This is a genomic window from Streptomyces kurssanovii, from assembly GCF_040677245.1.
In the GTDB taxonomy this organism is placed as follows: domain Bacteria; phylum Actinomycetota; class Actinomycetes; order Streptomycetales; family Streptomycetaceae; genus Streptomyces; species Streptomyces kurssanovii.
In genome coordinates, this window is record NZ_JBFAQK010000028.1 from 55,543 (window position 1) to 73,599 (window position 18,057).

General features: G+C 69.9%; 18 protein-coding genes and 1 pseudogene. 12 read left to right on the forward strand and 7 right to left on the reverse strand.

The window, feature by feature from the left end; translation table 11 throughout:
• Positions 1-52 precede the first annotated feature (52 nt).
• Positions 53-1,147 carry a baeRF3 domain-containing protein gene (locus AB0K36_RS20535; protein WP_364596253.1) on the reverse strand — a complete coding sequence of 365 codons (1,095 nt, stop codon included), beginning with the start codon at positions 1,145-1,147 and terminating at the stop codon, positions 53-55.
• 712 nt (positions 1,148-1,859) lie between these two features.
• On the opposite strand from AB0K36_RS20535, the gene AB0K36_RS20540 reads away from it, so the two are divergent.
• Positions 1,860-2,627 (forward strand): hypothetical protein, encoded by a 768-nt coding sequence (locus AB0K36_RS20540; protein WP_364596256.1) that lies wholly within the window; start codon positions 1,860-1,862, stop codon positions 2,625-2,627.
• 111 nt (positions 2,628-2,738) lie between these two features.
• On the opposite strand, the pseudogene AB0K36_RS20545 reads toward AB0K36_RS20540, so the two are convergent.
• Positions 2,739-3,594, reverse strand: a pseudogene (locus AB0K36_RS20545) (IS5 family transposase).
• A gap of 79 nt (positions 3,595-3,673) precedes the next feature.
• Between AB0K36_RS20545 and AB0K36_RS20550 the strand changes: the two are divergent.
• On the forward strand, positions 3,674-4,444 hold the full coding sequence (locus AB0K36_RS20550; RefSeq protein WP_364596259.1) for a transposase family protein: 771 nt from the start codon (positions 3,674-3,676) through the stop codon (positions 4,442-4,444).
• A 58-nt stretch (positions 4,445-4,502) separates the two neighbouring features.
• Here the strand turns inward: AB0K36_RS20550 and AB0K36_RS20555 are convergent, their stop codons facing one another.
• Positions 4,503-4,883, reverse strand: coding sequence for a winged helix-turn-helix transcriptional regulator (locus tag AB0K36_RS20555; protein ID WP_364596262.1), 381 nt, complete (start codon positions 4,881-4,883; stop codon positions 4,503-4,505).
• Between the two features lie 85 nt (positions 4,884-4,968).
• Here AB0K36_RS20555 and AB0K36_RS20560 point away from each other — a divergent pair, with 85 nt between their 5' ends.
• Both AB0K36_RS20560 and AB0K36_RS20565 read left to right on the forward strand, forming a co-directional pair.
• On the forward strand, positions 4,969-5,877 hold the full coding sequence (locus AB0K36_RS20560; protein WP_364596265.1) for an NAD(P)-dependent oxidoreductase: 909 nt from the start codon (positions 4,969-4,971) through the stop codon (positions 5,875-5,877).
• Between the two features lie 259 nt (positions 5,878-6,136).
• Positions 6,137-7,108 (forward strand): hypothetical protein, encoded by a 972-nt coding sequence (locus AB0K36_RS20565; protein WP_364596268.1) that lies wholly within the window; start codon positions 6,137-6,139, stop codon positions 7,106-7,108.
• 67 nt (positions 7,109-7,175) lie between these two features.
• Here the strand turns inward: AB0K36_RS20565 and AB0K36_RS20570 are convergent, their stop codons facing one another.
• Positions 7,176-7,502, reverse strand: coding sequence for a GYD domain-containing protein (locus AB0K36_RS20570; protein ID WP_189464345.1), 327 nt, complete (start codon positions 7,500-7,502; stop codon positions 7,176-7,178).
• 319 nt (positions 7,503-7,821) lie between these two features.
• Between AB0K36_RS20570 and AB0K36_RS20575 the strand changes: the two genes are divergently transcribed.
• Both AB0K36_RS20575 and AB0K36_RS20580 read left to right on the forward strand, forming a co-directional pair.
• Complete coding sequence (locus AB0K36_RS20575; RefSeq protein ID WP_189464346.1) at positions 7,822-8,049, forward strand: DUF5133 domain-containing protein; 228 nt, start codon at positions 7,822-7,824, stop codon at positions 8,047-8,049.
• A gap of 59 nt (positions 8,050-8,108) precedes the next feature.
• Entirely contained in the window at positions 8,109-8,510 is a 402-nt protein-coding gene (locus AB0K36_RS20580) for a DUF3662 domain-containing protein (protein WP_364596271.1), read from the forward strand.
• A 57-nt stretch (positions 8,511-8,567) separates the two neighbouring features.
• On the opposite strand, the gene AB0K36_RS20585 is transcribed toward AB0K36_RS20580, so the two are convergent.
• Positions 8,568-9,683, reverse strand: coding sequence for an AI-2E family transporter (locus tag AB0K36_RS20585; RefSeq protein ID WP_364596274.1), 1,116 nt, complete (start codon positions 9,681-9,683; stop codon positions 8,568-8,570).
• A 267-nt stretch (positions 9,684-9,950) separates the two neighbouring features.
• Between AB0K36_RS20585 and AB0K36_RS20590 the strand changes: the two genes are divergently transcribed.
• Positions 9,951-10,292 carry a hypothetical protein gene (locus AB0K36_RS20590; protein ID WP_364596277.1) on the forward strand — a complete coding sequence of 114 codons (342 nt, stop codon included), beginning with the start codon at positions 9,951-9,953 and terminating at the stop codon, positions 10,290-10,292.
• 222 nt (positions 10,293-10,514) lie between these two features.
• Here AB0K36_RS20590 and AB0K36_RS20595 read toward each other — a convergent pair whose 3' ends face one another.
• Together AB0K36_RS20595 and AB0K36_RS20600 are read right to left on the reverse strand one after the other, a co-directional pair.
• Positions 10,515-11,882 (reverse strand): family 43 glycosylhydrolase, encoded by a 1,368-nt coding sequence (locus tag AB0K36_RS20595; RefSeq protein WP_364596280.1) that lies wholly within the window; start codon positions 11,880-11,882, stop codon positions 10,515-10,517.
• Between the two features lie 153 nt (positions 11,883-12,035).
• Positions 12,036-12,302, reverse strand: a complete 267-nt coding sequence (locus AB0K36_RS20600; RefSeq protein ID WP_435877893.1) for a helix-turn-helix domain-containing protein — start codon at positions 12,300-12,302, stop codon at positions 12,036-12,038.
• 256 nt (positions 12,303-12,558) lie between these two features.
• On the opposite strand from AB0K36_RS20600, the gene AB0K36_RS20605 reads away from it, so the two are divergent.
• From AB0K36_RS20605 to AB0K36_RS20625, 5 genes are read left to right on the forward strand one after another with little or no spacing between them, the layout of a single operon-like run.
• Positions 12,559-13,824 carry an ROK family transcriptional regulator gene (locus tag AB0K36_RS20605; RefSeq protein WP_364596283.1) on the forward strand — a complete coding sequence of 422 codons (1,266 nt, stop codon included), beginning with the start codon at positions 12,559-12,561 and terminating at the stop codon, positions 13,822-13,824.
• Entirely contained in the window at positions 13,811-14,683 is an 873-nt protein-coding gene (locus AB0K36_RS20610) for an ABC transporter permease (RefSeq protein ID WP_364596286.1), read from the forward strand. Before AB0K36_RS20605 ends, AB0K36_RS20610 begins: the two co-directional genes overlap by 14 nt.
• On the forward strand, positions 14,680-15,492 hold the full coding sequence (locus tag AB0K36_RS20615; RefSeq protein ID WP_364596289.1) for an ABC transporter ATP-binding protein: 813 nt from the start codon (positions 14,680-14,682) through the stop codon (positions 15,490-15,492). The genes AB0K36_RS20610 and AB0K36_RS20615 overlap by 4 nt, the downstream gene beginning before the upstream one ends.
• A gap of 20 nt (positions 15,493-15,512) precedes the next feature.
• The gene (locus AB0K36_RS20620) at positions 15,513-16,514 is read left to right on the forward strand and encodes an aliphatic sulfonate ABC transporter substrate-binding protein (protein WP_364596292.1); all 1,002 of its coding nucleotides are present in this window, start codon (positions 15,513-15,515) and stop codon (positions 16,512-16,514) included.
• Positions 16,511-18,028, forward strand: a complete 1,518-nt coding sequence (locus AB0K36_RS20625) for a sulfatase family protein (protein WP_364596295.1) — start codon at positions 16,511-16,513, stop codon at positions 18,026-18,028. The genes AB0K36_RS20620 and AB0K36_RS20625 overlap by 4 nt, the downstream gene beginning before the upstream one ends.
• The last annotated feature ends 29 nt before the right edge of the window (positions 18,029-18,057 follow it).

An 18,057-nucleotide genomic window follows, 5' to 3' on the forward strand; every position in this document is an offset into this window, starting at 1 on the left:
ACGCCGGCGATCGACGATCGAACCTCGCGTCGTGGAGTCGTGATCAGTGGCCTCAGTAGCGCAGAACGGCTGCGATCCGTCCGGAGTGCTCCAACGTGTCGTCGCGTACGAAGTGGACTTCGGCACCGGTTTCGAGGGCCTGCTCGACGACCTCGTCGACGATGTCGTCCCGTGAGTCGGGTCCGGAAGCGTCGGCGGGCTCAAGATGGTCGCCGACGTCACGTACGACCGCGCGGAAGTGTTCCTCGACGGCCAGCAGACGGATCCGGCCGTCCTTCGAGGCCCGCCACACCTCGTCGAGACCGCTTGCGAACTCGCGTCGCCCCTGCGCCGCGTCCAGCTCCGCTGTCACCGTCCTGGTCAGAGCCGCCTCACGCTCCTGGCGGGCCGGTTCCACGGCCTGGTGCACGGCGTTGGCGGGGCCCTGCGCGAGTCCACCGTGCTGGACGGTCACCGCGCCGTCCTCCAGCGGCCCCGTCGCCTCCAGGAGCGAGAGCGCGGGGGCATCACCGAGTACGTACAGCGGTCGCGGTGTGCCGGAGAGGACGGCCCGCAGTGCCTGGTGCGCCTGCCGGAAGAAGGTGCGGGTGTCCTCGTCCTGGTAGGTGCTCGGAAGGTCACCGATACGTTCCTTGCGTTCCGCGTCCGGGTCCTCCAGGCTGCGGGTCAGGGGAAAGCCGTCGGCGGTGTACTCGACGGTCCGTTCCGGCCCCCCGCTCCACAGGGACACCCTGTCGGCCGCGACGGCCAGTGCCCAGTAGGGCTGCTCGGCGGCCGCGGCGGCGACGAGGTTGCGCGTGAGGAACGTGTCGGCGACGACCACTCGCTCCGCGACCGTCCGGCCCACCGACCACACGTGGTGCTCCCCGGGTGCCGCGTAGACGACCAGGCCGTCCTCGGCATGCGCGAGGTCGACCTCCTCGGCAGCCCGTTCCAACTGGCCCAGCACATCGACGCGCCGCTCCCGCGGAACGTCCGGGTCCTCCTTGAGGGCCTTCTCGGCCCTGGCCAGGAGGTTGCGCAGACGTACGGCGTCCTGGGAGACATCCGGTTCGCGGCGGTGTGTCGGCATCACGAGCGACACGGCGGGGTACGGGCGGGGCTGTCGCAGAGTCGCGAGCACGTCGGGGCTGAGCGCGGGGTGCATGACGGGACCTTTCGGCGCGGAGGTCGGGCTTCTTGCACGGGTTGCGGGCGGGGGAGGGGAGGAGCGGCCGCTATTGGGGGCGGTGAGCTGCTGCCGATTGCTTCCTGTCCGCGTCGCTGAGCGACGTCTTGAGGGCCGCGCCCCGTGCGGCCGCCTGGCCGTACGTTAGAGGGACCATGCCCCCGGAGACCGACGTCGCGGCCCTTGATCACTCGGACGGAGCAGGCGCCGTCACGGCCCGGCCGGCCGGCCGGCGCTGCGGCTCCGCCGGTAAGCGGCCCCGATACCACCGACGCCGTCCGCCTCGATCCGCGGCAAACCGGCCCGGCTCGTACCCACGGTCCACAGCGACAGGAACTGCCTCATCAGCAGACGGGGCGACGCGCGGACGGCCGCAGACGCGGCGACGCGCGGGCAGCCCGCAGATGGTGCGATCGCGCGGGCAGCCGCAGACGGTGCGGGCAGACGGGCGATCGCGCGGACAAGCCCTTGGTGTCCGCCCATGCCCGAGCCGGTGGCGCAGCCGCGGCCCGAGGCGGCGACGCCGCGCTCGCCGCGTCGCCCTCGGGCATCGGGCCGTCCGCCGCTAGAGCCTGTCTCCTTGCTGGAGAAGCCGCCTACAAGCGACTCATCCGCCTCACCCGTAGGCCACGGTCTAATTCCCGGCTGGTTCAGTGGTGCGGGTTAGCTGCCATACACCATGATCAGGCTCATGACTTCACTTTCGGCTCAGCTGCTCCGCGGGCACAGGGTGCAGACCTCGTTCGACAGCGAGACGGTCGAGATCGTGCGTGACGGGCAGCGCACGCGGATACCGCTTTCGGCAGTTCAGGAGATATGCGTCCCAGCTCCGCGAACCATCGAAATCGTCCTCACCAGCGGCGTCAGACATCGCATCGCCGGCCCCAACCCGACCGCCACCACCGCCTTCGCCACCGCTCTCTCCGGCGCCCTGCCGACTGAACGTGACCCAGACGCCGCGGCTGCGGTCACCACCGAGTCAGAGCCGAACCAAGGCATTCCCTGGAAGTTGCTGTCCCTCCTGGGGGCGCCGGTCGTGGCCTTTATCGGCTACGTGACATGGGTCGGCATCGCCCGCGGCTCCGATGGCGCCTTCGCAGCACTGCTCGGCGGCCCATTCATCCTCATTGGCCTGGCACTGGTGGCCTACGCCGTGGAGGATGTCCACCGCCGTGCCGTCCTGCACCGGCACGGCATCACTGTTCGCGCCGAGCGCACGAGGCCGGGCGTGTTCACGTACGTTACCGCTGACGGAGTTGCGCGGACGTACCGCATCAAGCGGCAGCTCCTTGCCATCAACCTGATCCACGACCCACGCAAGCCGCACTTCGTCGCCCATGTGTCGCCGTGGTACTTCGTTGCGGTGCGCCTGTTCCTCGTCCTCGCGGCGGGCATCGGCATCGGTGCGCTGGGCGGAACAGTCAGCTTCCACACCGCCTGGTTGCCTGACACCGAGTAGAAGGACCTGCAGGCGAGCGAGTTCCTCACGCTGCTGGACCGTTATGCCGGATGGGACCGGCGCCGCCACCCGAGCACGGACCTCACGTAGACCGGCTTACGCAGCGCACTGTCACCTGCGGGACCAGATCAGAATGGCAGCGAGGTGCAAGGCGGCCTGGTAGGCGACTGCGAGCTTGTCCGTGCGCATTGCGAGGCCGCGCCACTGCTTGAGTCGGGCGATGCACCGCTCGACAGCATTGCGCTCCTTGTATGTCTCAGCGTCGAAGCCGGGCGGACGACCTCCGGCGCGGCCTCGCCTCAGACGATGGCCGATCTGATCCGCGGGTTGTGGGATAACGGCACGGACGCCGCGTCGACGCAGATGCCTACGGATCGCGCGGGAAGAGTACGTGCGATCCGCAAGGACGACCGCAGGACGGGTTCGTGGCCTGCCGAGTCCCCTTCGCGGAACCCGGATTCCGGCCATGACCGCCTCGAAGGCCGGCGCGTCGCCAGCCTGGCCCGCAGTGACATGGATGGACAGAGGCCGTGCCTGGCTGTCACTGGCCAGGTGGACCTTCGTGCTCAGGCCACCGCGGGAGCGTCCAAGTGCGTGATCCTCCGGCTCGGACCGGCCGGGCGCCCCTTTTTCCTAGCTCCGGCCGAATGCTGGTGAGCCCGGCAGATGGTGGAGTCCACCGAGACTGTCCAGCCCACGTCGTCGTCGGCATCCGCCACCGCGAGGACAGCCGCGAGGATCCGTTCCCATGTGCCGTCGCCCACCTGATCAGCCGTTTGTGCGCGGTCTGGAAGGGCCCGAGTTCTTCGGGCAAGTCTCGCCAGGGCGAGCAGGTGCGGTACTTCCACGCGATGGCTTCCAGGGTGCGGCGGTGATCGGCCCACCGTCGTCCACGGACGGGATCGGCCGGCATCAGCGGCTCGATCCGGTCCCACATCGCATCAGTGATCACTAACCGGACAGACATCTGATCAACTGATCAACCCATCAAAGAGACACGCTCTAAAGCGTGTTGCAGAAGGCTGCGACGCGGGCATTTCCCCTGTATGGGTGGGGTGTTGAGGGCTGAGCCGTTGTGGGTGGAGACGTTCACCGGGCTGCGGATGCGGCAGTTCGAACGGCTGCTGAAGGTGGTCCGGGAACGGGGCGGGAACGGACCGGGTGGGGGTCGGCCGTGGTGCCTGCCGCTGGCGGACCGGGTGCTGCTGGTGGCCGTCTACTACCGGACGAACCTCACCATGCGGCAGCTCGCGCCGCTCTTCGGCGTTTCTTCTGCGACCGTGTGCCGCGTCATTCAACGGCTGCGGCCGCTGCTGGCGATTGAGCCGGCATCCCGTCCTGCTGATGCGGTCGAGCGGTTGTGGATCGTGGACGGCACCCTCGTCCCGGTCCGCGACCGGAAGGTCGGAGCGTCCTCGCGCAACTACCGGTTCTCGGCGAACGTGCAGGTCATCATCGACGCCGACTCCAAACTCGTGATCGCCGCAGCCAGGCCGGTGCCCGGCACCACCGCCGACGCAAAAGCGTGGCGGGACTCCGGCCTGGCCCAGCATTGTCAGGGCGTGACCGTGCTCGGCGACGGCGCCTACCTCAACACCGGACTCGTCGTCCCGCATCGCAAACGCCCGGGCCGGGCCCTGCTGCCGGGCGAGGAGGAAGACAACGCCGAGCACCGCAGGGTCCGGGCCCGAGTCGAGCACGCCTTCGCCCGCATGAAGCACTACAAGATCCTCCGCGACTGCCGACAGCGCGGCAGCGGTCTCCACCACGCAGTCCAAGCCGTCGCCCACATGCACAACCTCGCCCTCGCCGCATGATCACGCTGGCCACAAACCCGGCCCTGGCCTGCCCAAACGCAGCCTTCTGCAACACGCTTTAGCGGCGCGAGGTCTCGGTCACGGCGACCACGTCGACCACGTCGATGGCCTCGCGGCGGATGCGCTCGGTCCCCCACGCGCCCAGCGGCCCGAGCGCTTGATTGAGCGTGTGCCCGTGTTCGGTCAGGGAGTACTCCACCCGAGGCGGCACCTCGGCGTAGACCTCCCGGTGCACGAGGCCGTCCGCCTCCATCTCGCGCAGATGCTGAGTCAGCATCTTCTCGCTCACTCCCGGCAGACCGCGACGGAGCTCGGCGAAGCGGCGCACACCATGGGTGTCGAGCTCCCAGAGGATCAACCCCTTCCACTTGCCGCTGACCACGTCGAGCGCGGCGTCGACACCGCAGATGTACGGCCCGCACCTCGGCGCCTTCGCCATCACTGATCGCCCCTTACAAAAAGGTAAGTACCGCAGTAAATAGTGGGTACTACCGAGAATAGTGGCACTCTCCGAGCATGGAGGGGTGAACGAACGACAGAACCCCGACACCAGGCAAGACAGCGCCGTCACCGTCATCGGGCTGGGCCCGATGGGACAGGCCATGACCCGGACCCTCCTCGCCGACGGCCACCCGGTCACCGTCTGGAACCGTACCGCCGGCCGGGCCGACGGCGTCGTCGCCGACGGAGCGACGCTCGCGGCGACACCTCGCGAGGCGGTCGAGGCGAGCGACCTGATCATCCTCAGCCTCACCGACTACCCGGCGATGTACGACATCCTCGACAGCGCCACCGGATCGCTCGCCGGCCGGACGCTCGTCAACCTGAGCTCCGACACTCCCGACCGCAGCCGCGAGGCATCGACGTGGGCGGCAGGCCATGACGCCACCTTCCTCACCGGCGGCGTCATGGCGCCGGCGCCCATGGTCGGCACGGAGGCGTCCTACATCTACTACAGCGGCCCCGAGGACGTCATGAACCGTCACCTGGCGGCGTTGACACCACTCGGCACACCCAAATACCTCGGGGAAGATCCGGGCCTGGCCCAGATGATGTACCAGGCCCACCTCGCGGTGTTCCTCACCACCCTGTCCGGACTGATGCACGCCACCGCGATGCTCGGCAACGCAGGGATGAAGGCCCAGGAGGCGCTACCGGAGTTGCTCGCCCTCACGGATTCGATCGGTGACATGCTGAGGGCCGGCGAAGGAAACCCGGGCGTCGCACTGGATGCCGGAGAGCACCCCGGCGACCTCAGCACGGTCACCATGATGGGCGCGACGTCCGACCACATCGTCGAAACGAGCGCGTCCCTCGGCCTCGACCTCGCCCTCCCGTCGGCCGTCCAGGCCCACTACCGGCGCGCGATCGAGGATGGAAACGGCGGCGACAACTGGACCCGCATCATCGACGGTATCCGAGCACCACGCTGATCCGGCGGCGGCCGGGTTCGGGGTGTCCGCCCGTAACCGCCTTTCCGCTGCGTGAAGTTGCGCAGCGGGCAGGCTGTTACGGGCAAATGCCGCTTCCCTCGGCCGCGGGGCCGGCCCGCCCGCACAGTACGGCGCCGTCGAGCGCGACGATCTGCCGTTGAGCCACGCCGGCGGACGCGAGCGCCCGCGGCGCCGTCCGTGTCCGCTGTGGTCAGGGAACCGCGGCCGCCGATACGGCGTGATCACGAGAATGGCAGGGATGAACGAAACGGGGCGCCGGGCCGCCCATCTGGCAGCCGTGTGGTTCGTCGGAGGCGTTCTGACGGCTGTGCAGTTGCAGGTGGTGCTCATCGCCCTCTTCGTCGACGCGGCGACCTTGCGCGGCGGCCTCCTCATCCTGGCGGCCCTTCTGGGACTGGGGGCGCTCGCGGGTGTCGCGAGCGCCGCCCGCACGATCGTTCCGCTCGCCCATCGGCCGAGCGGCCGGTGGATATGGACGGTGAGCGTCCACGTGTCCGGCACGGCCGGAGCTTCCGTGGCCGCCGTGGTGAACTTCGAGATCGATCACCTCGAGAACGCCCTTCCGCTCTACGCGGTCGGCGGCTCCTGCTACGCGCTCGCGGCGGCACTGTTCCTCCCCGGCACCCGGATCAAGCTGGGCTCCCTCGGAGCGGCGGCCGTCCTCGTCGGCGGCGGAGCGTACGCCTACCTGGACGCCGCACGGCCGCCCACTCTCGACGAGCACCTTGCCGCCAACGGCGTGGACCGCGGTGTGCTACGAGTCGGCGATCCGCCGCCGGGGTACACCCTGCGAGCCCTGGGCGCGGGCGAGGACACCTTCGGTGCCGAGTACGTGCGACCCGATTCGGTACGACTGCATCTCGGCGTGGAACGCGCCGGACACGACCCCCGGCGCACCGACGCCCGCGGCTGCCCCGTTCCCTTCGGTGACCCGATCCACTGCGTCGACGACGGCGAAGGACGCCAACTGCTCACGTACGAGGGCGGTTACGAACGCCAGGAACTGCGGTTGCTCCGTGACGGCCTCGTCCACACCGTGACGGTGGAAGGCCATCACGCGGATCTGCCGGCCGCCCGGCACGTCCTGTCGACACTCAGGCCGGCCACGGAGGCCGAGCTCACCGGCCTCCTGGACCTACGGCAGATCACTCCACGGTCGGGGGCTTCTGGGCACGGCACAGGGAGCGCGCGCCCGTCGTCGCCTTCGTGACGGGGCCGGTCGCGCTCCACCCGCCCGTGCCGGTGGCCGTGGCGGAACGCGACTGCCTGGACAGGTCCTAGGCGCCGGGCGCCTTGTACCGCACCTTCGCGGCCTTGGCCAGCGCGTCCATCGTTTCGTCGACGGTCAGAAGGACGGTCGTCTCCAGCGAGCTCAGCGCTCCGCCGCCGGTGATGGCCAGGGCGACCGCTGCCATGGACTCATTGTCGGGCGCTTCCCACAGGGTGTAGCCGTCGTGCTCGCCGAAGGCGTACCAGAACCCGTGGAGCTTCCCGCCGACGGACTCGATGTACGCCTGGGCGGCCCCTCTGCGGTCCTCCGGGTTGCCGATCATCCTGGCCCAGCTCTCCGGCGTGTAACTGAATCTCGACAGATAGAGCGGCATGGTCTCTCCCTCTCGTTCGCCGGTCCGGGCGAGGTGCGGACGGGCGTCGAACATAACTGGCCGCATCGGCCGGGAAAGGGTGCCGCGCGCCTCTCCCCACGGGTTTCCCCCGATGGGCGTCCGGCGGCCGATTCGCAGCGGTTCCTCAGCCGCACCCGTGGGGTCGCTTCCGCCGGGCAGTACAGGCCGGGTCGTTTCCGCCGGCAGGACAGGGCCGAAGCTCGCCGCTTCTTCTGAGGCATGAGTGGCGGAAGAGAGGGAAAGCGCTGCTGCACAAAGCTCCCAGAGCCCCGAAGGGCGGTAACGGAAGGAGACGACTGTGTTGATGGCTCACCCCGCCATCCTCGGAAACCTGGTCGAGCAGTACGAGACGCTGAAGGTGCTGCACGCCGAGAACGGCAGCGCCGAGAGCCGGCAGCGCATGGACGACATCGCCTACACCCTGTGCGTCTCCACCGGCACCCGGGACATCGACGCGGCGTTGATCGCCGCCCGCCACCGACTGCCCGGTGCACGGCCCGAGGACGATTCTCTGCTCACCGCCTGAGCGACCGCACCGCATCGGACACAGGCGTGACGACGCCGCCCCGGGCAAGAAGAGTGGCCATGGGAACGCTGAGCCGATGGGAACTCGCCCTCGAGCGCAAGCAGGGCGCGCTGCTCGCCAAGGTGTTCCGCAGGGAGCCGGTGGAACTGCTCGACGCCCTGCGGCGCGAATGCGACGACCACGCCGTGGTCTGCAGCGAAAGCCGTGTGGTGGTGCCGAACGCCTACGAGATCGAACTCGCCGACAGCGTGCGCAGAGAACTCGCGCGCAAGGAGGAGGAATTGGGGCAGGCGCTGATCGACACGCTGGCCCGCCACGGTGAGGAGAAGGGCTATGAATGGGCGGGCCCGCTGACGGTGCACATCACCGACACCGCCTCCGCGCACCTGCCCAACGGGCGCTATCGCGTGTCCAGCACCCCGGCGCCGCAGGTCCGCGCGGACTCGTTCCCCGCGCACTGACCTGCTGCCCCCCACCTCGGAGCCCGTCCTGTCGTGACAGCCCGGCACGCGTGGCTGTTACGACGGGACGGCGGCAGAGGCGTGCGGCTCGTCGGTCTCCGGCTCCTGGGGCGGGTCGCTGAGCTGCTCGCGTACGTAGTTCCAGACCACCGCGATCAGCGCTGCGACCGGTACGGCGAGCAGGCTGCCCACGATGCCGGCCAAGCTGCCGCCCAGCGTCACCGCCAGCAGGATCACGGCCGCGTGGAGCCCGAGCCCGCGGCTCTGGATCATGGGCTGGAAGACGTTGCCCTCGAGCTGCTGCACCACCACGATGACGGCCAGCACGATGAGCGCGTCCGTCAGGCCGTTGGAGACCAGCGCGATGAGCACCGCGACGAATCCGGCGAACAGGGCGCCGATGATCGGTACGAACGCGGAGACGAAGGTCAGCACCGCGAGCGGGAGCACCAGCGGCACACCCAGAACCCACAGGCCGAGGCCGATCAGGACGGCGTCGAGCAGACCGACGGCCGCCTGGGAACGGACGAACGAGCCCAGGGTCTCCCAGCCGCGCTCGGCCACGGTCGGGACGTCGGTGGCGAGCCGGCCGGGCAACTGACGGGCGAGCCACGGCAGGAAGCGCGGGCCGTCCTTGAGGAAGAAGAACATCAGGAAGAGCGCCAGGACGGCCGTGACCACGCCGTTGACCACGGTGCCCACTCCCGTGACCACCGCGGAGACCATGCTGCCGACGCCGTCCTGGGCGCGGGCGACCGCGCTGTCGAAGGCCTGGTTGATCTGGGCGTCACCGATGTTCAGCGGCGGCCCGGCGGCCCATTCACGCAGTCTCTGGATGCCTTCGACCACGCCGTCGCTCAGTTCGCCGGACTGGGACGCCACCGGCACCGCGATCAGTGCCACGACGCCCGCGGCGACCGCGAGGAACAGGACGGTCACCGTCGACGCGGCCAGGGCGGGTGACCAGCCGTGGCGCCGAAGGAAACGGGTCAGGGGCCACGTGAGGGTCGTGAGGAGCAGGCCGACTATGAGCGGCCAGACGACCGACCACATCCGGCCCAGAACCCACAGGGCCACCGCGGTCGCCACGAGGACGAGCAGCAACTCGACGGAGATACGCGCCGACGACCTGAGCGCGGCGCGGGTTCTCGTGGAACTCAACGTGACAGACATGGGATCACCCTATTAGCACTCCCTTCACGCCTCGTCATCGCGGCTGTTCCGGGCCGGCCGGGGGGCGGGGGCGCCGGGACGACGGCACGGCGGCGCGGAAGGGCTCGGGCGCCTGGCGTCCTGGCTCCGCCGAGCTGTGCGGCCGGTGTCGTCCGAGGACTTGTACGGTGGCCGAGGTGCGGCATCGATCACAGAGGGGGCGGCGGTGCTCATGCACAACGACCGTCATGTGCGGGGGAGTCGGCGAGCCACGCGGGAGTTCGGCCGGTGACCGGCCATCGCCCGGCAGGCCTGGCGGCAGCCGCCGCGGCATTCGTCGCCCTCTCCGGATACGTGACCACCGAGCTCATCGAACGCAGTGCCCCACCGGTGACGCCACCCTCGCCGTACACGGCACCGGAGCCGTCCCCCGACTGCGGCACGCCGGAGCTCGACCCGGTGCACTGTCCCTTCGGCGGCGGCTGCCCCACGCCGGCGGCGACCATCGCCGACCCTGCGGCCGGGAAGGTGCCTGTGCCCGGCCCCACATCACAACGCCCCGGAGGCGAACCGCTGTTGGAGCAGAGGATCTCCAACTGCGTGGAGGACAGAGCCGTCTACGTGGACTGATCCAGGCCCGTCACAGACGCTCGCCGTGCCGCGGGGCCTCACCCGGGTGCGCCCGCGTCCGCGGCGCACCCGGGCTCCCTCGGTGGCGGGCCGCCGGGAGGGTCCGGGCTCAGCCCCGTGGCGGGCCGGTGAAGGGCCCGGCTCGGACCGCCCGGCTGCCGGAAGGTCCCGGCTCGGCCCCGCGGCGGGCCGCCGCAGGGACCGGCCCCCCATGACGGCTCGTCAGTCCCGCGTCGCCTGACCGTGGTTCCGGCGCTGGACGTACAGGCGGTTGCCCTGCGGGCCGGTCCATTCCAGCCGCACGACACCGGGCACGGCGGCGTCGGCGACGCGCGACGGGTGGGACCAGTGGCCGGCGGCCGGGTTGCGGAAGAACGTCGCCCACGGCCGGCCGCTGTGGTCGGTGAAGAAGTTGTTGTGCCCGGCGCCGACGCCCGCGGTCCACCGCTCGGAGTACGGGCCCTCGAAGTGGTCGGAGACGGCGACGACCGCGTCGTACTGGTACTGCACGCGGCCGGCGCCGGGCGGATCGTAGGCGTACCGCGTGCTGCCGTCCGGGTTGATCGACGTGCGGTCCCACGCGGCGTGGAGGAGGTAGTACTTGCCTCCGTACTTGAACACGTGGGCGCCTTCGAGATACGGCTCGGGGGAGTAGGGCCGCTGCCGGAACTTCGGGAGGTCCGTGGTCGGGACGATGTCCTCCATGTCGTCCCTGAACCTGGCGTACAGGTCGTTGTGCAGCACGAGCCACGCGTCGTCGCCCTCCGTGTAGAGGCCGCCGTCGATGTGGTGGTACGCGCCGGGCTCGATGAACTTCGGCCCGCCGATGAACCAGTCGCCGAAGGGCTTGTCGAGGTTGCCCTCGACGAGCCGGTACGGGCCCTCGACCCCGCCCTCGCTCACGAGCATGAAGGAGCCGACCTTCCGGGAGTGGTCGCCCATGCACGCGACGATGTACCAGGTGCCGCGGAAGAGGTGGAGTTCCGGGGCCCAGGCCTCGCCGCGCTTGCCGAACTGCTGGTCGTGCCAGTACTCCTGCCAGGGAGCGACGACCGTCCTCCCGGGCCGGTTCTCGCCGACGAACTCGGGCGACCACACCTTGCCCTTCTCCGCGCCGGGCCGGATGCCGGTCGTGTCGGCGAGCCTCCACGGTCCCTGGAGGGACGGGGACGTCCACACGAAGATGCCGTCGTTCCACGGGGCGGCCGCCGTGAGCCCCGGCACGCGGGTGGTGCCCGTGGCGACATAGAGGGGACGGCCGTCGACGACGAAACAGTTGACGTAGGTGTCCCGCATCCAGACCTGGCCGCGCTCCTCGTCACGGGGTCGCAGTTCGAGCGGCAGGACGAACGAGTTGTCCTCGCGCGGCCACAGGTCCGTCCGGGCGTCCGCGAGGCCGTACGGCTCGGGGTCGGGCCAGTTCGCCGGGTGCCGCCGCGTCGGCGTGGTCGCCGCCGGCGCCGCCCCGGCGGTGGGCGCCGGCGGGGCCGCCGCCAGTGCGGGGGCCGCGGGCAGGGCGGCCGCCGCTCCCAGGGCGGCGACTCCGGTCAACAGGGACCGCCGGTGCAGACCGTTCTCGGTGCTGGTCATCTGTCGCATACTCCTTGGTCGTCGAGGACGCCGGTGCCCTGCTGGGGAGGACCGTCGGCGGTGATCGTGTGCGCGTTCTGCATCTCGCGTGCCATGACGCCGACTTGGGGGCGCGGCGTCGAGACGGCAGGCTGGACCGACGGAGCGGCGGGCTCAGCCGACCGCATGCCCCGCTCCGGGGCCGAGGGTCAGCTCCTCCGCCGGACGGCCCGGCCCACGCCGGGTGATGCCCGGAGGGGAGGCGACGACGGCGCCGTCGGCGACGAGTTCGGCGACGGTGTCGTACAGGGTCGTCCGGGAAAGCCCGCTGAGGGCGCCCAGCCTGCTTCGGCTGAGAGGGCCGTGTCTGCGCAGCAGTTCGAGCACGAGCTCCTGGTGCCTCCGACGAAGGCGCGTCGGAGGGCCGTCCTTGGATGGCATGGCGCACAGCATGCGAACGTCCGCCGTTTTCGGTCAACACACCGAATAAATAATCCGGGCCAGCAGACGGTGCGAGAACTCGGCGTCTCGGAGTGTTTCCCCAGGTCGAAGCAAGCGGGGAGAGGCTGGTCGGGCGAGTCACGATTGCGTAACGGGCCCTCTCGGACGGACGACGAGGGAAGCGAACACCCCGTTATGTTTCCTTTTTCTGTCGGACTGTTGACGGAATAATCGCGGCGTCTCTACGTTGACCGGCATGCAGATGCCAACCGGAGTGCACGCGCTCGTCAGGCGTACCCATGAGGAACGTGTGATGCGTGCGCTGAGGGAGAACGGCGCCATGAGCCGCGGCGAGATCGCCCGGGTCGTCGGCCTGTCCCGGACCACCCTCTCCGAGATCACCGGCAGCCTCCTCCAGAGGGGCGCCATCGTCGTCGTCGACACCGACGCCTCCAGGCGCGAGGGCAGCGGGCGGCCGGCCGAGCGGCTGGCGCTCGATCCGGCGTCCGCGCAGTTCATGGGCGTCGACTTCGGCCACCGGCGGGTCCATGTCGTGATCGCCGACGCCTCGCACGAGGTCATGGCCTCCGGCTCCGTCCGGTACGACGACACCGCGGACTGGCAGACCAGGACCGAGCTCGCCCTCGGCCTGGTCGGCCGGCTGAGTACCGGGGCGGGGGTCCACTACGGGGCGCTCCAGGGCATCGGCATCGGCGTGCCGGGGCCGTACCCCGCCCCCGAAGGGGCTCCCTGGCCCCGCGCCACCCCGGGAGCGACCGTGCTCCGCCCGGCTCCCGAGGGAGTCGACGTGGCCTTCGCCGAACGCTTCGACGCGCCGGTGATCGTCGACAACAACACCCGCCTTGCCGCGCTGGCCGAGGCGATCAGCGGCGCCGACAGTGTCGCCGACCTCGTGTACGTACGACTGTCGGACGGCGTCGGCGGCGGACTCGTCGTCGGCGGCCAGTTGGTGACCGGCTCGGCCGGACTGGCCGGCGAGCTGGGGCACGTGACCGTCGAGCCGGCCGGCCGGCCGTGCCGCTGCGGCAAGCGCGGCTGCCTGGAGACCGTCGCCTCCGTCCCCGGAATCCTCGCCGCCTGCTGGGAGTTCGGACTCCGCCTGGAGAACCTTCAGGACCTGGCGGCCGCCGTGGCCGCCGCGCACCCCGTCGCGGACCGGGTGCTGCGGGAGGCGGCCGCGGCGCTGGGGCGCGTCGTCGGAGCGGCCACGATGACCCTCAACCCGGCGAAGGTGGTCATCGGCGGGGAGATCACCCGGCTGGCGCCCGTCATCGTGGAGCAGGTCGCCGCCACCCTCGCCGCCGAACTCTTCCCGACCGCCCCGGGCGGTCCCGTCGTGGAGGCCGCACGGCTCTCGGACGACGACGGCGCCATCGGCGCCCTCGCCGCGGTCTTCCACAGTTCCCCCCTGCTGGCGAAGTACCCCGGGACGACCGATGTGAAGGGCCGTTCCGACGCAGGCCGACCCGCGACCGAAGGAGCCGCCCATGTCCGTCCTTGAGAAGAAGGGCGCCGGCGGGCGAGGACCCGTACCCGAGAAGACCCCCGGGGATTCGGCCGGCTCAGGCGCCCCGGACGCCACGAGGACCGCACCGGAGCGTGCGCGACCGTCCGGCCGCCGTGGGCTTCCCCTGGTCCTCAACGCCGCGTCCGTCGCGCTCGGGATCGGGCTCTGGTGGGCCCTGGCGGCGGTGGGCTTCAAGCTGCCGACACCGCCTGAGGTCGTGTCCCGGGCCGGGACGCTGATCGGCGACGGGACCCTCGCCGACGACGCCCTCGCCAGCCTGACGCGCGTACTCATCGGCTTCGCCCTCGGCACGGCCGTGGCCATTCCGGTCGGCTTCCTCATGGGCTGGTACGGCATCCTCCGCGGCCTGATCGAACCCTGGATCCAGTTCTTCCGCACCATTCCGCCGCTGGCCATCATCCCGCTGGCCGTGGTCGCCATGGGCATCGACGAGACTCCGAAGATCTTCGTCATCTTCCTCGCCGCGTTCCTGGCGTGCGTGATCTCGACGTTCCAGGGCGTGGTCAACGTGGATCGCACCATGATCAACGCCGCCAGGGTGCTGGGCGCCAAGGACGCGACGATCTTCGCCCGCGTGGTGGTGCCCGCCTCCACCCCGTTCATCCTCGTCGGCATGCGGGTCGGCCTCGGTTCGGCCTGGGCCACCCTGGTCGCCGCGGAGCTCATCGCGGCCCAGGAGGGGCTCGGTTACCGCATGCAGAACGCCCAGCTCTACTACGACCTCCCGACCATCTTCGTCGGGCTCATCACGATCGGGATCCTCGGTCTCCTGATGGACCGTGTCCTCCTCCTCGCGGAACGCAAGCTCACCGGATGGCAGGAACGCCGATGACCAGCAAGCCGGCCAAGATATCCGTCCAGGGCGTCACGAAGACGTTCGCCCTCGGCCGCGACACCTTCACCGCCCTCGACGACGTCTCGATCGACATCGGTGACCACGAGTTCGTCACCGTCGTCGGCCCGTCGGGCTGCGGCAAGAGCACCCTCATGAACATCCTCGCCGGGCTGGAGACGCCCACGGCGGGCCGAGCGCTGGTGGACGGCGCGCCCGTGTCCGGACCGGGGCCCGAACGCGGCGTGATCTTCCAGCAGTACGCGCTCTTCCCCTGGCTGACTGTACGTCAGAACGTCGAGTTCGGCCTGCGGACGACCGGCGTCCCGAAGGGCGAACGCCGGAGGCGGGCGGAACACTTCATCGAGCTGGTCGGGCTCGAACGCTTCGCCGACGCGCTGCCCAAGACCCTGTCCGGCGGCATGCGCCAGCGCTGCGCGATCGCCCGTGCCTACGCCGTCGATCCCTCGATCCTGCTGATGGACGAACCGTTCGGCGCCCTCGACGCGCTGACCCGGGTCAAGCTCCAGGAACAGCTGCTGAAGACCTGGAGCCAGGACAAGCGCACGGTGCTGTTCATCACCCACGACGTCGACGAGGCCGTGTTCCTCGCCAACCGGGTGATCGTCATGGCGGCCCGCCCCGGGCGCGTCTACGACGTCATCGAGGTCGACCCCGCCATCGAGCGCAACGAGGCGTTCCGCCTCAGCCCGGAGTTCGCCGCACTGCGCAACCGGGTGTGGCACTCCGTCTACCACCAGGAAGGCCGCACCGCCGTCCCTTCCGCCGCCCACGCCTCGACGACATGACCCGGAAGGGACTCCCAGACATGCCATCCACCTTCACCCGCAGAACCTTCTCCGCCGCCCTCGCAGGCCTGTCCGCGATGGCGCTGCTGACCGCCTGCGGCAGCGGCTCGTCATCCGGCGACTCGGGCGAGACGGTGCGGTTCGGCTACATCAACGACTTCAACGGTGCGAGCCTGATCGCCGTCGCCGAGGCCAAGGGCCTGTGGAAGAAGCACGGGCTGACGGCGGAGACCAAGGTCTTCACCAACGGGCCGCTGCAGATCCAGGCCCTCGGAACGAACAACCTCGACTTCGGCTACATCGGCCCGGGGGCGATGTGGCTCCCCGCGTCGGGCCAGGCCAAGGTCGTCGCGATCAACACGCTGGGCAACTCCGACCGGGTCATCGCCCAGCCGGGCATCGATTCGATGGAGCAGCTCAAGGGCAAGACCGTGGCCGTTCCCGAAGGCACCTCCGGCGACATGATCCTCACCCTCGCCCTGAAGAAGGCGGGGATGACCAAGAGCGACCTCAAGGTCGTCCCCATGGACCCGTCGACCATCGTGTCCGCCTTCTCCTCCAAGCAGGTCGACGGAGCGGGCTTCTGGTACCCCGCAGCGGCCACGATCAAGAAGCAGGTCCCCGACCTGAAGGAACTGGCCAAGAACACCGACTTCGAGAACGACGTCTCCTTCCCCACCGCGTTCGTGGCCGGCAACAAGCTGGTGGCCGACAACCCGGACAAGGTCGAGAAGGTGCTCGCCGTCCTGCGCGAGGCCATCGCGTTCCGGTCCGCCCACACCGACGAGACCATCGAACTCACCGCCGAGAAGCTGAAGATCCCCGTCGACCAGGTCACGGCCGACGCGGCCAACAACAAGGTGCTCAGCGTCGAGGAACTCGACGCGCTGACCGACGACGGCACCATCGCCAAGTGGCTGACGGGCATGAACGACTACTTCGTCGAGACGGGGAAGCTGAAGAGGCCCGTCGACCCGAAGACCTATTACACCGGCGACCTCTTCATCGGAGCAGGCAAGTGACCCCGACCGGCACGAACAGCACGGCCAGGAAGAACATCCTCTTCCTCATGACCGACCAGCACCGGACGGACACCCTCGGCGCCTACGGCAACGGGCTCGCCCACACCCCGGCACTCGACGAACTCGCCGCCACGGGCACCCGCTTCGACCGCTGGTACACCCCCACCGCCATCTGCACCCCCGCCCGCGCCAGCCTGCTGACCGGCCAGGCGCCCTTCCGGCACAAGCTGCTCGCCAACCACGAGCGCAACGTCGGCTACCTCGAGGACCTGCCCGAGGGCCGTTTCACCTTCTCCCACGCTCTGCGGGAGAGCGGCTACAACTGCGGCCTCATCGGCAAGTGGCACGTCGGCAACGAAAGGACGGCGGCCGACTACGGCTTCGACGGCCCCGAACTCCCCGGCTGGCACAACCCGGTGGACCACCCTGACTACCTCGCCTACCTCTCCGAGCGCGGTCTGCCGCCGTACAAGATCAGTGACCGCGTCCGCGGCACCCTGCCCAACGGCGGCCCCGGCAACCTGCTGGCCGCCCGGCTCCACCAGCCGGTAGAGGCCACCTTCGAGCACTACCTGGCCACCCGCGCCATCGAGCAGCTGGAGCGGTACGCGGCGGACTCCCGGGAACGGGACCGGCCGTTCTTCCTCGCCCTGCACTTCTTCGGCCCGCACCTGCCGTACATCCTCCCCGACGAGTACTTCGACCTGATCGACCCGGCGGACGTGGAACTGCCGCGTTCCATCGCCGAGACCTTCCAGGGCAAACCACCGGTGCAGCGCAACTACAGCGCCCATTGGACCTTCGACACCATGCCGATCGAGACGACCCGCAAGCTCATCGCGGTCTACTGGGGCTACGTGGCACTGATCGACATGCAGATCGGCCGGGTCATGGATGCCATGAAGCGGCTCGGACTGGTGGACGACACCGCCGTGTTCTTCACCTGCGACCACGGCGAGTTCACCGGCTCCCACCGGCTGCACGACAAGGGCCCGGCGATGTACGAGGACATCTACCGCACGCCCGGCCTGCTCCGCGTCCCCGGCGCGCCCGGCGGCGTCGTACGCCCCGAGTTCGTCAGCCTGCTCGACTGCACCGCGACCATCCTCGAGCTGGCGGGCCTCGACCCGAAGCCGGCGGTCGACTCGCGCAGCCTGCTGCCGCTCGTGCACGGTGAGGAGGTGGCCTGGGAGGAGGACATCGTCTGCGAGTTCCACGGTCACCACTTCCCGTACCCGCAGCGCATGCTGCGTGACGACCGGTACAAGCTCGTCGTCAACCCCGACTCGGTCAACGAGCTCTACGACCTGCGGACCGACCCGGACGAACTGCGGAACGTCTACGCCCACCCAGAGCAGACGGAGGTCCGCGCCCGGATGATGCGCCGGCTCTACGACGTACTGCGGGAGCGCGGCGACAACTTCTACCACTGGATGACATCGATGTACGACGTCGGCGAGGTGGGACACGACCCCACCCTGAGCGGGCTCGACGAGTCCACCTACCAGGCATAGAACGCACCACCGCACGGCCCGCTACCGAG

Coding starts and splice junctions, on each gene's coding strand:
- AB0K36_RS20620 (WP_364596292.1), top strand. CDS start 15,513: ATGCCATCCACCTTCACCCGCAGAACCTTCTCCGCCGCCCTCGCAGGC.
- AB0K36_RS20550 (WP_364596259.1), top strand. CDS start 3,674: ATGGGTGGGGTGTTGAGGGCTGAGCCGTTGTGGGTGGAGACGTTCACC.
- AB0K36_RS20605 (WP_364596283.1), top strand. CDS start 12,559: ATGCAGATGCCAACCGGAGTGCACGCGCTCGTCAGGCGTACCCATGAG.
- AB0K36_RS20565 (WP_364596268.1), top strand. CDS start 6,137: ATGAACGAAACGGGGCGCCGGGCCGCCCATCTGGCAGCCGTGTGGTTC.
- AB0K36_RS20615 (WP_364596289.1), top strand. CDS start 14,680: ATGACCAGCAAGCCGGCCAAGATATCCGTCCAGGGCGTCACGAAGACG.
- AB0K36_RS20570 (WP_189464345.1), bottom strand. CDS start 7,502: ATGCCGCTCTATCTGTCGAGATTCAGTTACACGCCGGAGAGCTGGGCC.
- AB0K36_RS20555 (WP_364596262.1), bottom strand. CDS start 4,883: ATGGCGAAGGCGCCGAGGTGCGGGCCGTACATCTGCGGTGTCGACGCC.
- AB0K36_RS20540 (WP_364596256.1), top strand. CDS start 1,860: ATGACTTCACTTTCGGCTCAGCTGCTCCGCGGGCACAGGGTGCAGACC.
- AB0K36_RS20580 (WP_364596271.1), top strand. CDS start 8,109: ATGGGAACGCTGAGCCGATGGGAACTCGCCCTCGAGCGCAAGCAGGGC.
- AB0K36_RS20600 (WP_435877893.1), bottom strand. CDS start 12,302: ATGCCATCCAAGGACGGCCCTCCGACGCGCCTTCGTCGGAGGCACCAG.
- AB0K36_RS20585 (WP_364596274.1), bottom strand. CDS start 9,683: ATGTCTGTCACGTTGAGTTCCACGAGAACCCGCGCCGCGCTCAGGTCG.
- AB0K36_RS20535 (WP_364596253.1), bottom strand. CDS start 1,147: ATGCACCCCGCGCTCAGCCCCGACGTGCTCGCGACTCTGCGACAGCCC.
- AB0K36_RS20610 (WP_364596286.1), top strand. CDS start 13,811: ATGTCCGTCCTTGAGAAGAAGGGCGCCGGCGGGCGAGGACCCGTACCC.
- AB0K36_RS20595 (WP_364596280.1), bottom strand. CDS start 11,882: ATGACCAGCACCGAGAACGGTCTGCACCGGCGGTCCCTGTTGACCGGA.